This is a genomic window from Phyllobacterium myrsinacearum (assembly GCF_014138285.1).
GTDB classification, from domain to species: domain Bacteria; phylum Pseudomonadota; class Alphaproteobacteria; order Rhizobiales; family Rhizobiaceae; genus Phyllobacterium; species Phyllobacterium myrsinacearum_A.
Window position 1 is genome coordinate 140,743 of the sequence record NZ_JACGXN010000003.1, and the last position, 14,108, is coordinate 154,850.

At 54.9% G+C, this 14,108-nt stretch carries 13 protein-coding genes; 4 read left to right on the forward strand and 9 right to left on the reverse strand.

All coding sequences use genetic code 11. The annotated features are described in order from the left end of the window. Positions 1-64: 64 nt before the first annotated feature. From FHW16_RS12950 to FHW16_RS12960, 3 genes are read right to left on the reverse strand one after another with little or no spacing between them, the layout of a single operon-like run. Positions 65-706, reverse strand: coding sequence for a ThuA domain-containing protein (locus FHW16_RS12950; RefSeq protein WP_182549630.1), 642 nt, complete (start codon positions 704-706; stop codon positions 65-67). Positions 707-725: 19 nt separating this feature from the next. After that, positions 726-1,826, reverse strand: coding sequence for a Gfo/Idh/MocA family protein (locus FHW16_RS12955; protein ID WP_182549631.1), 1,101 nt, complete (start codon positions 1,824-1,826; stop codon positions 726-728). A gap of 37 nt (positions 1,827-1,863) precedes the next feature. Then, positions 1,864-3,069, reverse strand: a complete 1,206-nt coding sequence (locus FHW16_RS12960) for an ROK family transcriptional regulator (protein WP_182549632.1) — start codon at positions 3,067-3,069, stop codon at positions 1,864-1,866. Between the two features lie 196 nt (positions 3,070-3,265). Here FHW16_RS12960 and FHW16_RS12965 point away from each other — a divergent pair, with 196 nt between their 5' ends. The 4 genes from FHW16_RS12965 to FHW16_RS12980 are packed head-to-tail and all read left to right on the forward strand — an operon-like array spanning position 3,266 to position 7,500. Next, a complete protein-coding gene (locus FHW16_RS12965) occupies positions 3,266-4,573 on the forward strand; it encodes an ABC transporter substrate-binding protein (protein ID WP_182549633.1) in 1,308 nt (435 codons plus the stop codon). A 53-nt stretch (positions 4,574-4,626) separates the two neighbouring features. Next, the gene (locus tag FHW16_RS12970) at positions 4,627-5,565 is read left to right on the forward strand and encodes a carbohydrate ABC transporter permease (RefSeq protein WP_182549634.1); all 939 of its coding nucleotides are present in this window, start codon (positions 4,627-4,629) and stop codon (positions 5,563-5,565) included. Further along, the gene (locus tag FHW16_RS12975) at positions 5,558-6,406 is read left to right on the forward strand and encodes a carbohydrate ABC transporter permease (protein ID WP_182549635.1); all 849 of its coding nucleotides are present in this window, start codon (positions 5,558-5,560) and stop codon (positions 6,404-6,406) included. The genes FHW16_RS12970 and FHW16_RS12975 overlap by 8 nt, the downstream gene beginning before the upstream one ends. A 23-nt stretch (positions 6,407-6,429) precedes the next feature. Next, the gene (locus tag FHW16_RS12980; protein WP_182549636.1) at positions 6,430-7,500 is read left to right on the forward strand and encodes an ABC transporter ATP-binding protein; all 1,071 of its coding nucleotides are present in this window, start codon (positions 6,430-6,432) and stop codon (positions 7,498-7,500) included. A gap of 76 nt (positions 7,501-7,576) precedes the next feature. On the opposite strand, the gene FHW16_RS12985 is transcribed toward FHW16_RS12980, so the two are convergent. The 6 genes from FHW16_RS12985 to FHW16_RS13010 all read right to left on the reverse strand — a co-directional run bounded on the left by FHW16_RS12985 (position 7,577) and on the right by FHW16_RS13010 (position 14,105). Continuing rightward, positions 7,577-8,752, reverse strand: a complete 1,176-nt coding sequence (locus FHW16_RS12985) for a lactonase family protein (protein ID WP_182549637.1) — start codon at positions 8,750-8,752, stop codon at positions 7,577-7,579. A gap of 43 nt (positions 8,753-8,795) precedes the next feature. After that, positions 8,796-9,521, reverse strand: coding sequence for a ribonuclease activity regulator RraA (locus tag FHW16_RS12990; protein ID WP_182549638.1), 726 nt, complete (start codon positions 9,519-9,521; stop codon positions 8,796-8,798). 16 nt (positions 9,522-9,537) lie between these two features. Continuing rightward, positions 9,538-11,274, reverse strand: coding sequence for an L-arabinonate dehydratase (gene araD, locus FHW16_RS12995; RefSeq protein WP_182549639.1), 1,737 nt, complete (start codon positions 11,272-11,274; stop codon positions 9,538-9,540). Between the two features lie 46 nt (positions 11,275-11,320). Then, a complete protein-coding gene (locus FHW16_RS13000) occupies positions 11,321-12,190 on the reverse strand; it encodes an ABC transporter permease (RefSeq protein WP_182549640.1) in 870 nt (289 codons plus the stop codon). 4 nt (positions 12,191-12,194) lie between these two features. Further along, a complete protein-coding gene (locus FHW16_RS13005; protein ID WP_182549641.1) occupies positions 12,195-13,028 on the reverse strand; it encodes an ABC transporter ATP-binding protein in 834 nt (277 codons plus the stop codon). A gap of 75 nt (positions 13,029-13,103) precedes the next feature. After that, positions 13,104-14,105 carry an ABC transporter substrate-binding protein gene (locus FHW16_RS13010; RefSeq protein ID WP_182549642.1) on the reverse strand — a complete coding sequence of 334 codons (1,002 nt, stop codon included), beginning with the start codon at positions 14,103-14,105 and terminating at the stop codon, positions 13,104-13,106. Positions 14,106-14,108 lie beyond the last annotated feature (3 nt).

Consider the following 14,108-nt stretch of genomic DNA (forward strand, 5'->3'; position numbering starts at 1 on the left):
GTGCAAGGGCTGAAGTCATGAATGAGGCCGATTGTATTTCCGCTGGATGGAACCCGGGCGGTGGTCAGCGTGCCGCCCAGTTTGCTCCCCTCTGGAAAATAGTTCGCATCTGAGGAACTTCGAACTCCTTGGCAACATGTCCAAGCGCTGAATAAAATACCCGGCCTTTACCGTATTTACGCTTCCAGACGACCGGCATGACCACACCATCAATCCAGTACGCGTGGTCGCCATTGAACGTGGTCGTTGCCAGTACCTCATTAGAGGGGTCAACGTGCATGTAGTATTGTTCAGATGTATACGGGAAATCTTCGATCCCCTGCATCAGCAGGTCGTTGGGTTTCGTCACGTTGACAGTATAGTCGATAATGTTTCCGGGATGCGCAACCCACTGTCCGCCGATGATGAACTGATACTCGACACATTCACGGAAGGCATCTCCAGCTCCGCCATGATAGCCGGCTATCCCAACGCCGTTCTGAACAGCCTCCGCAAGGTTTTTGGCTTCTTCCTTCTCGATCTTCGACATCGTCATGATTGGTACGATCAGATTGAGATCATGGATCGACGGGTCAGCAAAGGCTTCGGTACTATGCTCGACATAAACCTTGAAACCATCACCCTCGAGGATATCCTTGATGATGGCGGCGCATTCCTGCGGCTCGTGGCCACTCCATCCACCCCAGACAATAAGTGCTTCACGCATGTTTTTTCCTCCTAAAACTTTATTTTCCGATCCGCCCGTCGACCAATGAATCGGCCAGCGGTGCCGGGCGCTCGGTTGTCGTCGTGATCGTCACGGTTCGAGCGGTTTGGGAGGCAATCTCAAACGCCTCCATGACTTCCAGAACATGTAATGCCAGTGATCCGTTTGCCCTGTGCGGCCGGTTGGAGCGAATAGCGTGCGCCATATCCGCTACCCCAAGCGACCGGTAATTTCCGTCCGCGTAGGGATGGCGCGTATCTCTGTTTTCAAATGCACCACCCTTTTGCAGATATTCAATCTGGCCACCAAAATGGTTCGGATCGGGAACGATCAACGTACCCTCCGTGCCATAGATTTCGAGCGGCACGTGTTGGTGACCAGCAACGTCGAAACTCATGCCGATCTGCACGATTGCACCATTGGCGAAAGCCAGAACGCCGGCTATATGAGTGGGCACCTTTACGGGAATGCGCTCGCCTTTGCGTGGTTCACTGGTGATGACACGTTCATTGCGAGGCGCAAAAGCGAACCCGGCAACCTGCGCGACGGGGCCCAGCAAGTTGACAAGGTCGGTGATGTAATACGGGCCCATATCAAGCATGGGACCGCCGCCAATTTCATAATAGAAATCCGGGTTCGGATGCCAGCGCTCGTGACCAGGACACATGAATGTTGCTGTTCCGCCAACAGGCTGACCGATTGCCCCCTCATCCAGGATACCGCGTGCGGTTTGATGTGCCCCACCCAGAAATGTATCCGGTGCAGCACCAATGCGCAGATTCTTTGTCTTCGCCGTTTCCGCAAGCTTCTTGCCCTCGGCAAAATTGATACCCAATGGCTTTTCTGAATAGGTGTGTTTTCCCGCATCCAATGCCTGAAGCCCGACAGCAACATGGGCTTTGGGAACAGTCAGATTGACGATGATCTCGATATCCGGGTCAGCCAACAATGCAGCCGCGTTTGTAGCGGGAATGTTGAACTCCGCTCCCCTTGACCGAGCCAGATCCTCGTTGAGATCGGCGAGCCCAACAACATTCAGGATCGGAAAAGACGCTATCGCCTTCAAATAAGCGCTTGAAATATTACCGCAGCCGATAATGCCTACGCCGACAGCTTTCATTCCATTTCCTCCCGAATGCACGTATGAGCCGACCCGATCAGAGCCCTTGTGCCGGTCCCGTTGTTCCCCATGGGGATTCGTAAAGTTCGCACAGCGCAACAACCGCTGCCCCTTGTGCCCAGATCTCTTCCACCGAATGATCAAAGACCAGTTCTGCGACATTCTTGAGTGATGGTGGTATGGCAACCGCGTAGGCTGTGCTCATGCTCTCAAGAAAAGGTTTGCCCAGCGCGAGACTTGATCCGACAACGATGATGCGTGGCGGAGCGAACAGCGTCACGATATTGGCAAGCGCTATACCCACAGCCTCGCCTGCACTCACAGCCGCGCTGACAAGCGCATTGTCGTCCGCTTCGATAAGACCTTGGGCATGCTGCATTCCGCGACCCAGTTGAATAGCTTCGGCAAAACGGCCTGCTGCCGGATGCACTCCCAGGATGGCACTTTCACCAGCCTTGCTTGATAGACGTACCGGCCCCTCGGAACTGATACCGACGACGAGATCACCGAGATTGTGATTCAAGCCACCAGCGCCCCGGAATAACTGCCCCCCGTGCAATACACCGAGGCCAAGCGTACGCTCCAGCGAGACCAGAACGACATCGTTCAGATCACGCGCCTTGCCGAACCAGTGATGAGCAAGTGTTACGGCGTGGGCATCACTTTCGACGATTGTTGCGGTTCGCAGCCGCTCCGTCATTTCCGCAGCAAAATTCACTTCCGTATCGCGGAACACCGGGCTTGTGAGGACACGGCCCGTGCGATGCTCGATCACCCCGGGCAGACCTATACACACGGAATCAATTTCCTCGAGTGACAGGCCGGCATCGACAACACACCGCCGCACCCCATCTTCGATCAGGTCGGCAATGACGGCAATTGGCTGCCGGTCAACCCGCAGATCAAGCGTCAAGGCTGAACGAACCTCGCCTTTGAAGTTCGTTACAACAAACGTCATTCGGTTCGATGCAATCTTGGCTCCCACCACGCGTGCAGCGTCAGGGTTTAGTTCGAGCATCACCCTCGGCCGGCCGCGGACAGCGGCATCCCGTAAATCCCCTTCGTGCCGCGTCAAAATGAGCCCATCATCCAGCAATGACGCCGTGATGGCAGAAACAGTCGTCGTTGAGAGCTCACTTCGTTCGCTGATTTCTATGCGGGATATTGGCCCATGGCGGCGGATCGTGTCCAATATGGTGAAGCGATTGATCGCTCGCATCAATTCTGGGTCTGCGGTTTTCATCAAAACTACCGGGCAGTTGAGGACGTATACGATGATACGCTATTTTAGACGTGATACGGAATAAATAGCAGGCCGGATCCCTTGAATGTCAAGCGAATAAAGCAAAAATTGTAATTTTTGGTTGACATCATGCAATTATTGCTTTGAATTAATCCGCATTAAGGAAAAATTATCTGGTTTCTCGGGAGGAGAAATTATGAACAGGATTATGAGCATCGCTCTCAAGGGCGAGCGTATAGCTGTGCGCGCCGCAGCGGCTGGATTGGCCATGATGCTGTGCACGGCTGCAGCAAACGCTCAAACCGTGGTCAAGTGGCTTCACCTTGAAACCGATCCGCGATACGTCGCCATCTGGAATGATATTGCCAAGAAATATGAAGCCGATCATCCGAATGTCGATATCCAGATGCAGTTTCTGGAAAACGAGGCATTCAAAGCAAAGCTTCCTACCCTGCTCCAGTCTCCGGATGCACCGCATATTTTCTATACCTGGGGCGGCGGTGTTCTGAAGCAGCAAGCAGAAACCGGTTCACTCATGGATTTGACGGCGGCCATGAAAGCCAAGGATAACACATGGGAGAAATCCTATAATCCTGCAGCCGTGCAAGGGCTTACTTTCAACGACAAGATATGGGCTGTTCCCATGAAAATGGGCACCGTCAGTTTCTTCTATAATAAGAATCTTTTCACCAAGGCGGGCATCGATGCAACAGGCATCAAAACCTGGAACAACTTTCTCGATACTGTGAAGAAAATCAAAGCCGCAGGCATCGTCCCCATTGCAGGCGGAGGCGGCGAAAAATGGCCTCTACACTTCTATTGGAGCTATCTCGTCATGCGTGACGGTGGCAAGTCCGTATTCACCGCTGCCAAGAACGGCGAAGGCAATGGCTTTCTGGATCCGGCCATCATCAAAGCAGGCGACCAGCTTGCTGAACTTGGCGCGCTTGAACCATTCCAGCCGGGGTATCTCGGGACAACCTGGCCGCAGGCTCTGGGCCTATTCGGCGATGGAAAGGCTGCGATCATCCTTGGTTTTGAGAATACGGATGCCAACCAGCGCAACAATGCAGGCGATGGCAAAGGCCTTGCTCCCGAGAACATTGGCCGCTTTGCCTTTCCGGTCGTTGAAGGCGGCGCAGGCGCCGCAACCGATACCTTGGGAGGTCTGAATGGCTGGGCTGTTTCGAAAGATGCACCGCCCGAAGCCATCGACTTTCTGGCTTATCTGACCAACGCCGACAATGAACGTTTAATGGCGAAGGCGGGTATGCTCATTCCTGTAGCGATTGGCGCAGAAGACGGCGTTGTGAACCCGCTCGTACATGAGTCTGCCCAGCAACTTGCCACGTCGACCTGGCACCAGAATTTCTTCGATCAGGAGCTTGGTCCTTCGGTTGGCCGCGTTGTCAACGATGTTGCGGTTGAAATCACATCCGGTCAGATGAAATCGCAAGAAGGCGCTCAGATGATTCAGGACGCATTCGAACTGGAAAAATTCTGAGCCCCGTCAGTCGCAATATCGCCGGACAAAATGTCCGGCAAGGTAGGATGAGCATGACTGAACTGAGTTTACCAACAACGATACTGCCCTCGAAACGAGGGGCGCGTGTGGCAAAGTCCGGAAATCCGTTGGCGCGCGGACGGCTTCCCGTTCTTCTGCTGTTTCTGCCGCCGGCCATCCTGCTCTTTACAATCTTCGTTATTCTGCCGATGGGAGAAGCCGCCTGGTACAGCCTTTATCACTGGAATGGATATGGCTCGCCCCAGCAATTTATCGGATTGCGCAACTTTCAGGTCCTGTTCAACAACGCAGCGTTTACGCAGGCGCTCTGGAACAACGGCCTGATCATTCTGGTATCGATACTGATCCAGATTCCGCTGGCGATCTGGCTGGCCATGATGCTTGCTCATCGTATTGCAGGCGTTGTGGTCTTTCGCCTCATTTTCTTCTTGCCCTATGTGCTGGCGGACGTGGCCGCAGGTCTGATCTGGCGCTTCGTTTACGATGGCGATTACGGGCTGTTTGCCGCTGTGTCGGGATTTCTGGGGGTATCGACACCCTATGTGCTCGCCGACCGCCACCTCGCAATCTATGCGGTACTTGCCGTTATCGTCTGGAAATATTTCGGCTTCCACATGATGCTGTTCATCGCTGGACTCCAGTCCATTGATAAAAGTGTAATTGAAGCAGCCGAAATAGACGGCGCAACCGGCTGGCAGAAATTCCGGCACATCACGCTGCCCCTTCTTGGTTCAACCGTACGTCTCTCGATCTTTTTTGCGGTGATCGGTTCGTTGCAGTTGTTCGACATGATCATGCCCCTCACCGGCGGCGGGCCGTCCAACTCGACGCAAACCATGGTGACCTTCCTTTATACCTATGGCGTCACCCGCATGCAGGTCGGTCTGGGCAGTGCCGTCGGTGTCGTTCTTTTCGTCATTTGTGTCACCCTCGCCTTTGGCTACAAACGGATATTCATGCGCAATGACTGATGCCGATTCCTCCATGCGCACGAGCGCTGCCACCAGGCTCTACCTCTACGTCGCTTTGTCGATCATTGCCGTACTGGTATTGATTCCACTGCTGACAACGGCACTTGGCGGGTTCAAATCACTCGGAGAACTTCGCACCAACCCGTTTGGTCTGCCTTCGACATGGTATTGGTCGAACTACACAGACATCCTGTTTGGTGACCGCTACTGGCGACAGATGATCAATTCTCTGGTGATTGCTGCCCTGACCGTATTTCTGACGCTTGTTGTCTCAGCAATGGCAGCCTTTACCTTTGCCCATGTCCGGTTCTTCGCCTCCGGCTTTTTGCTGAACTATTTTCTGATCGGCCTCATGTTTCCGGCAGCAACCGCCATTCTGCCATTGTTCATCCGCATCCGCGACCTTGGATTGCTCGATTCTTACTGGGGTGTCGTCCTACCTCAAGTCGCTTTTGGCCTCGGCATGAGCATCCTCCTCTTCCGCAATTATTTCCGCAATCTGCCAGAGGAATTGTTTCAGGCGGCATTTGTCGATGGCTGCGGTTACATCCGCTTCTTCTGGTATATCTCACTTCCCCTCGCCCGCCCCATCATTGCCACGGTCGGTATCATCTCGTTCGTTGGCAGCTGGAACAGTTATATCTTGCCTCTCATCATGCTGAACTCCGAAAGCAAGTACACATGGCCGCTTGGGATCATGGTGTACCGGGGCGAATACGGCACCAGCTGGCAACTCGCGCTGGCCTTTATCACCCTCACGATTCTCCCCACGATCATCGTCTTTTTCATTGCACAGAAACATATCATTGCCGGGCTTACCGCTGGCGCCGTCAAATCATAAACCGAACCCGCTGGAGCAAACCCATGGCATCCGTAGAATTGAACAATATCAGAAAAGCTTACGGTACTCTGGATGTCATTCACGATCTCTCGCTTGCAATAGAAGATCGCGAATTTGTCGCGCTTGTCGGTCCTTCCGGTTGTGGAAAGTCCACACTTCTCCGCATGATTGCCGGACTGGAAGAGATCACCGGCGGTGACGTCCTGATTGACGGAAAGACCGTAAACAGCCTGACACCACGCGCGCGCAATATCGCCATGGTATTCCAATCATACGCGCTCTATCCCCATATGACCGTTGCGCAAAATATAGGTTTCAACCTCAAGATGTCCGGGGAACCGGCTGCTACGATTGACAAGCGTGTAGCGGAAGCGGCGCGCATGCTGGATTTGACAAGTCTTCTTGATCGCAAGCCTTCGCAACTTTCCGGCGGACAACGCCAACGCGTCGCCATGGGCCGCGCTGTCGTACGCAATCCCGCTGTGTTCCTGTTTGATGAACCGCTCTCCAATCTTGATGCGAAACTTCGCGTACAAATGCGCGCTGAAATCAAATCATTGCATCAGAAAGTGCAGACTACATCGATCTATGTCACCCATGATCAGATCGAAGCCATGACTTTGGCCGACAAGATCGTGGTCCTCAATCACGGGCGTATCGAACAACAAGGCGCTCCCATTGAGCTTTACCGCAACCCCGCCAATCTTTTCGTCGCTGGATTCATCGGATCACCATCCATGAATATCCTTGATGGCGTGGTGGAGGGCGTCGACGGAAATCCGGCTATTCGCCTCAACGATGGGACGCCCATAAGTGTCAGCGCCAAAAGACATATAAAACGAGGGCAAATCGTCAAAGTGGGCTTGAGACCGGAACATCTGACTGTGTCTGGAGGCGGAAGCATCCTGCGTGGCCAAACACTGCTCGTGGAGCCAACTGGCGCCCAAACGCATGTGCTTTTCGACATGGCTGCAAGCCAGGTGACCGCTTTGGTGAACGGAGACACCACAGTGCGCGTGGGCGCCCCGTTTTCAGTAAATATCGATTCCGAACTTGTCTACGTCTTTGACAAAGAAAGCGGCCGTTCTATCTAAATGGACAAGATCGAATGAGGCACAGTTTTCGCCTCTCACAGGTTTTAATAACTTGGCTGAGAAACAGGGTACTCAGTCATGGCCATGACACGACCTCGATCCAGTTCGCACCGGCGTCAACCGGGTACCGTCCAACTTCGGCAAGCGTGCCATCCGTCTGATTGATCGCATAAACGGATAGCTTGTCCGATTTCTCACCGGATGCGATCAGGAAACGGCCGGATGCATCGATCCTGATACCCCGCGGCTGTTTCTCGGTGGGGAAATTAGCGATGTAAGCGAGGTTGCCGGTGCCCGCCTGGACAGTAAAGAGCGCGATCTTGCTGGTCGTACGCTCTGTCGTATACAGGAACCGACCATTCGGGGTTATCCCGATGTCTGCAGCCCATATTCTCGGCTTGTCCTCCCCTGATGTTTTCTGGTTCGTCAACCCTGACGGAGCGTTGAATGGTGGTGGTGCAGGTGGCGCGATACCGGGAACGAGGCCTGTATCCGCAGGCACCGACGAAATACTCGCAATCTCCCGCAGCGTGCCCTTTGTATTGTCTAGAGTGTAGTGGATCACGTGACCGGTCAGTTCTGTAATGACATAGACCGACTTGTTGTCGGGGGAAATCGCAATATGCCGAGGTCCGAAACCTGATCGTGTACGGACACTCGGCGGATCGTTTGGCTCAAGCATTCCGGTCATCGGATTCAGGACAAACTGGAGGACAACATCCGAGCCGAGATTGGTAGCGAAAACATACTTGCCGGAGTGATCATTGACGATGGAATGCGCATTGCGGCCGGTTGCAATCAGTTGCCGGGTACCATCAACGACCAGGCCCTCGGCGTTGATCGGCAAGACGGCCAGTTTGTCCCCGCCGTAAGACACAGTGAACAGCAAGCGTCCGGACTTATCCGTCGATACATAAGGCATGCTGTCCGGAAGCGCGGCTACCGCCTCCTGCTTCAAACCACCCGTCACCGGGTCAATCGCCAGCGTCAACACGCGATACGGCTGCGAGCGCACAACCGCGTAAAGGTGCTTCTTGTCAGGACTGACTGTCATCGGCATGACCATCTTGCCCGCATCGAGTTTGCCTGATGACGTGAGCACGCCGGTGGCCTCATCCATCACGTAGGTATCGATCATCCCGTCCGTTGCCGCCGATACATAAACAAAGGTCTTCGCACTGGCCGAGCTGCCCGCAAATGCCAGTGGAATCAGACCCGCCATCATCACTACCGTTCTCAACGCCAATCTCATCAAGGCACCCTCTCCCCTAAATACCTGCGAATGATGCTGCCTGTCATCGTCCGTTCTGTTTGCGCCAGGCGGCAAATTCGAGCTTGGGCTTGTCGCTCGTTGCGGGATAAAGACCAATAATTGTTGCACCGTTCAGCACCTGCTCGGTGACAAAGTCCTCGTAGGCCGTCATCTCGACGGTCTCATCGGCAATCTCGTCCGCCAGATGAAGCGGGATGACGATCACACCTTCATTGTCCCCCACGAGAACATCGCCCGGAAAGACTGCAACGTCACCGCACCCGATCGGTACGTTGATATCGTAAGCCTGATGATGGGTAAGGTTGGTCGGCGCCGAAGGCCGGTTGTGGTAGGCATGGATCGACAGATTGGCAATTTCGGGACTGTCGCGGAAGCCGCCGTCAGTCACAACACCGGCAACACCACGGACCTGCAGCCTCGTAATCAGGATCGACCCTGCGGAGGCTGCACGCGCATCCTTGCGGCTGTCCATGACGAGAACAGCACCCTTTGGGCATTGTTCCACTGCAGCACGCTGCGGATGATCTGGATTCTTGAACACTTCGATTGTGTTCAGATCTTCACGCGCCGGAATATAGCGCAATGTGAAGGCCTGACCGACCATATTCGCCTTTTTGGTCGAAAGCGGCCGCACATCCTGAATGCACTGGTTGCGCAACCCGCGTTTGAACAGAGCGGTGGCAATGGTCGGCGTCGCGACTCCCATGAGTTTTTTGTGTGTTTGTTCGTCAAGATTGTAGTCGGTCATTTCAGGTCCTCATATGTCAGTAAATATCGGGCTCAGGGGCAGATGATCCGAAACGCGTTTCAAGAAAATCAAAATCCGCCCCGGTATCGGCTTGACCAACATGCCGGGCAAACATCCAGCCATAGCCGCGTCCAGCTTTTTCTGCCGGTTTCGTCCATGCGGCACGGCGCTGTTCAAGTTCATGTTCATCCACCAGCATGTCGATCCGGCGTGCATTGAGATCGAGCCGGATGATGTCGCCTGTTTTGAGCAGCGCAAGCGGCCCGCCCACATGCGACTCCGGTGAAACATGCAGAACACATGCGCCGTAACTGGTGCCACTCATGCGGGCATCGGAAAGGCGAAGCATATCGCGATAACCTTGTTTGAGCAGAACTTTTGGCATGGGCAGCATGCCCCACTCCGGCATACCGGGGCCACCCTGCGGACCTGCCCCGCGCAAGACGAGAACATGATCGGGAGTTATATCCAGATTCTCATCATCGATCGCTTTCTTCATCTCAGGGTAACTGTCGAATACAAGCGCCGGGCCCTCGTGGTGATGGAACCTTGGATCACAGGCCGCCGGTTTCATCACGGCGCCCGTCGGTGCCAGATTGCCCTTGAGCACGGCAAGAGAGCCTTCCTGATACACCGGATCATCGAGTGAACGGATGACATCGTCGTTGAAGCACTCTGCACCTTCCAGTGTTTCGCCAAGCGTCCGCCCCGAAACGGTCAGTGCAGAAAGATCGAGCTTGCTGGCCAGTTTTGCCATCAGCGCCCGCAGGCCACCGGCGTAATAGAAATCTTCCATCAGATAGGTGCTGCCAGTCGGTCTCACATTGGCCAGCACGGGCGTCGTACGCCCGGCGCGATCAAGATCGTCCATCGTCAGGTCGACCCCCGCCCGGCGCGCCATTGCCACGAGATGGACTATGGCATTCGTTGAGCAGCCCGTTGCCATGGCAACGGCCACCGCGTTGTATATGGCTGGCTTCGTCATGATCTTACCAGGCACAAGGTCTTCCCAGACCATTTCAACGGCGCGCCGCCCCACGGCGGACGACATGCGGATATGGTTGGAGTCCGCTGCAGGTATCGAGCTTGCTCCCGGCAAGGTCAGCCCCATGGCCTCGGCAATGGCGGTCATCGTGCTTGCCGTTCCCATGGTCATGCAATGCCCGTAGGAACGCGCTATGCCTGCTTCCACCTCCACCCATTCTTCGGTTGAAAGATTGCCCGCTCGCCGTTCATCCCAGAATTTCCAGGCGTCGGAGCCAGAGCCCAGCGACTTGCCGCGATAATTGCCACGCAACATCGGACCGGCCGGCAGATAGATCATCGGCAACCCGGCGCTCAGTGCGCCCATGACCAGACCCGGCGTGGTCTTGTCGCAGCCCCCCATCAACACCGCACCATCGACCGGATGGGAGCGCAACAGTTCTTCTGTCTCCATGGCGAGCATGTTGCGATACAGCATCGTTGTCGGCTTCACATAGCTTTCGGACAGCGAGAGCGCAGGTAGCTCCAGAGGAAACCCGCCTGACTGAAATACACCGCGTTTCACATCTTCCACGCGATGCTTGAAATGCGCATGACATGGATTGGCATCGGACCAAGTGTTCAATATGGCAATGACCGGTTTGCCCGCCCATTCTTCCGGCGCATAGCCCATCTGCATCGTGCGCGAACGATGTCCCGAACTGCGCAGATCATCCGGCGCGAACCAGCGTGCACTGCGCAGGGTGTCAGGTGATTTTCTTGTTGTCATGACTGGACCTCGAAATGCGAAGGCAGGGAGAAGAGCGGCAACCCGATCATTCCTTCATCCCCCATTTCTGAATGGTGTGACGTTCGATTGTCTGGAAAACGAGATTTTCCACCACAAGACCAATGATGATGACTGTCAGGAGACCCGCAAAGACTGCCGGAATATCGAGCAGATTGCGGTTTTCGAAGATGAACCAGCCTAGACCGCCCTGTCCGGATGAAACGCCGAAGACCAGTTCGGCAGCGATCAGTGTTCGCCACGCAAAGGCCCAGCCGATCTTCAGTCCGGTCAGAATCGACGGGAAAGCAGCCGGCACCAGGATCCGCACCACGTAGGAAAGTCCCGTCAAACCATAATTTCCGCCAACCATGCGCAGGGTTCGCGACACCCCGAGAAACCCCGCATGTGTGTTGAGTGCGACCGCCCACAGCACGGAATGGATAAGAACGAAGACAAGGCTGGAAGCTCCCAGCCCGAACCAGATCAGCGCAAGCGGCAGCAGCGAGATCGCGGGCAGAGGGTTGAACATCGCCGTCATGGTCTCGAGGAAATCAGTGCCGATGCGCGTGTTGATGGCAAGGATTGTCAAAACGCCAGCAAGCACCGTACCAGCGACGTAGCCGGTGATCAGCACCTTCAGTGTCGTCCAGATGCGCGCGGGCAGTACACCGTCGGCGAAACGATCATAGAGCGTGGTGAGCGTATCGCTCAGCGTTGGAAACAGCAGCGGGTTATCGAGATAGCTCGCATAGACCTGCCAGATCACTGCCAGAACGATAATCAGCACTGTTTTGCGGACAGCGCCTATGCCCCAGATCAGTTCCAGAGCTCCGAGCTTCTGCTCGATTTCAGCCACATTGGCATGGGGACGATTGGTGGTAACGTCGGCGGCAAGGATGATTTGCGGATTGGTCATGGCGTCATTCCCTGTGACCCGGCTCGGAGAAGAGCAGATTGTGTATATCGCGCTCAAGTGCAACTGCACTGCCGTCATCGTGGCGTGCATGATCGACATCGATGACTTCAGCTTTAACGCGTCCCGGATGCGGTGACAGCAGCAGAATCCGATTGGAGATCTTGATTGCCTCGGCAATGGAGTGCGTGACAAAAATGACCGTAAATTTCGTGTCTTCCCACAGTTGCAACAGTTCGTCCTGCATCTGGCGGCGCGTCAGAGCGTCGAGTGCAGCAAAGGGTTCATCCATGAGCAGAATATCCGGCTGCATGGCCATGCCACGGGCAATTGCAACCCGCTGTTTCATTCCACCTGACAATGTATGCGGATAACTGTCGGCCGCCCGCGTAAGCTTTACCTTGTCAATGTAGTCGCGCGCCCTCTCCTCTGCCTCGCTGCGTGGTAATTTGCGTGCGACCAGCAACGGAAACATCACGTTCTCAAGCACTGTTTTCCATGGCAGAAGCTGGTCAAACTCCTGAAACACCATCATCCGGTCAGCACCGGGCTTTTTGACGGGACGCCCATTGATATGGATGGCGCCGCTCACTGGGGCCATATAGCCGCCCACCGCTTTCAGGAGTGTCGACTTGCCGCAACCGGATGGACCGAGAAGAACAAAACGATCCGACTGCTCGACGGAGAAGCTGACATCCTCCGTTGCAGTAATCAACAGGTTCGGTGTCTTGTAGCGCAGTGTCACCTTGTCCACGGTTAGCAGCGGCCGCGCCGAAGCGCACTGGAGAGAGTCCGCACGTTCCGCTGTCGTGTTGTTCGCGTACTGTGTCGTTTGTAGCATTTCAGCCCTTCCTCAATTCTGAGTGGGCGGCCCGGTAGAAATCCCGCCGGACCGTCAGTGTTTGGCGATCCGGTGCTAATTGCCCTTCAGGTCGGCGGACTCCGGCAGATAATAGTCTGTCCAGGCAGCAGGCATTGTTTTGAGAGTGCCAATCTTGTGCAGATGGGTTGCAAACTTCATGGTGCCCTGAGGTTCTATACGGAAGTCCATCATATCCGGCTGTTCGATAATCTTGACCAACGCATCGAGATCAGTCTTGTCACCGGAAATTTGTTTGTAGGCACTTAGAGCCTCGCGCGGGTTCTTCTTGATTAGGTCAATCGCTTCAACCGTCGCTTCGCGCACCGCTTTGATGATGACGGGGTTCGCCTCGGCAAATGTTGTTGTCGTAAAGAATGTTGCCTGTGTCAGCGGGCCGCCGATAATGTCCTTGGAGTTGGCGACGATGTGATTTCCAGCCGCAATCTCCAGGTATTGGAACGGCGGTGCCGAGAAATGGCTGGCCACTTCATGGTTCTTGTTGGCAAGGGCAGCCATGGCATCGGGATGTCCAAGCTGCACCGTGTTGGGATCGAAATGCTTGACGTCGCCGTCACCGAACATTTGAGCAGCAGCCATCTGCAACAAAATGGCCTGGGTTGACACGCCAACGGTTGGTACGGCGATTTTGTCGCTTGGCCCGATATCTTTCAGTGTTTTGATCTTTGGGTCCCTTGAAACCAGGATAACCGGCTGTGCCGAACTGGTGATTATCCCCTTTACCTTGCCGCGCGTCCGGTCCCACAGCAGCAAAAGGTTACCGGTGCCGGTATTGACGATATCGACATTGCCAGAGAGAAGCGCATCCGTTTGCGCGCCGCCACCGCTGAACGTTCGCCAATTGACCGTGACGCCTTTCAGGCCGTCTTCAGCAGCATGCTTTTCAATGAGCTTCTGGGTCTCCATGACATGGCTCGCCAGATACAATATGCCCGGTTGGCGCGTTATGGAAATCTCGGTCTTCTCCTGCGCATAACCCGCAGAATTCCAACCCAAGACCATGACAAGCGCGGTGATCTCGCGGATAAATGTTCGCATTGT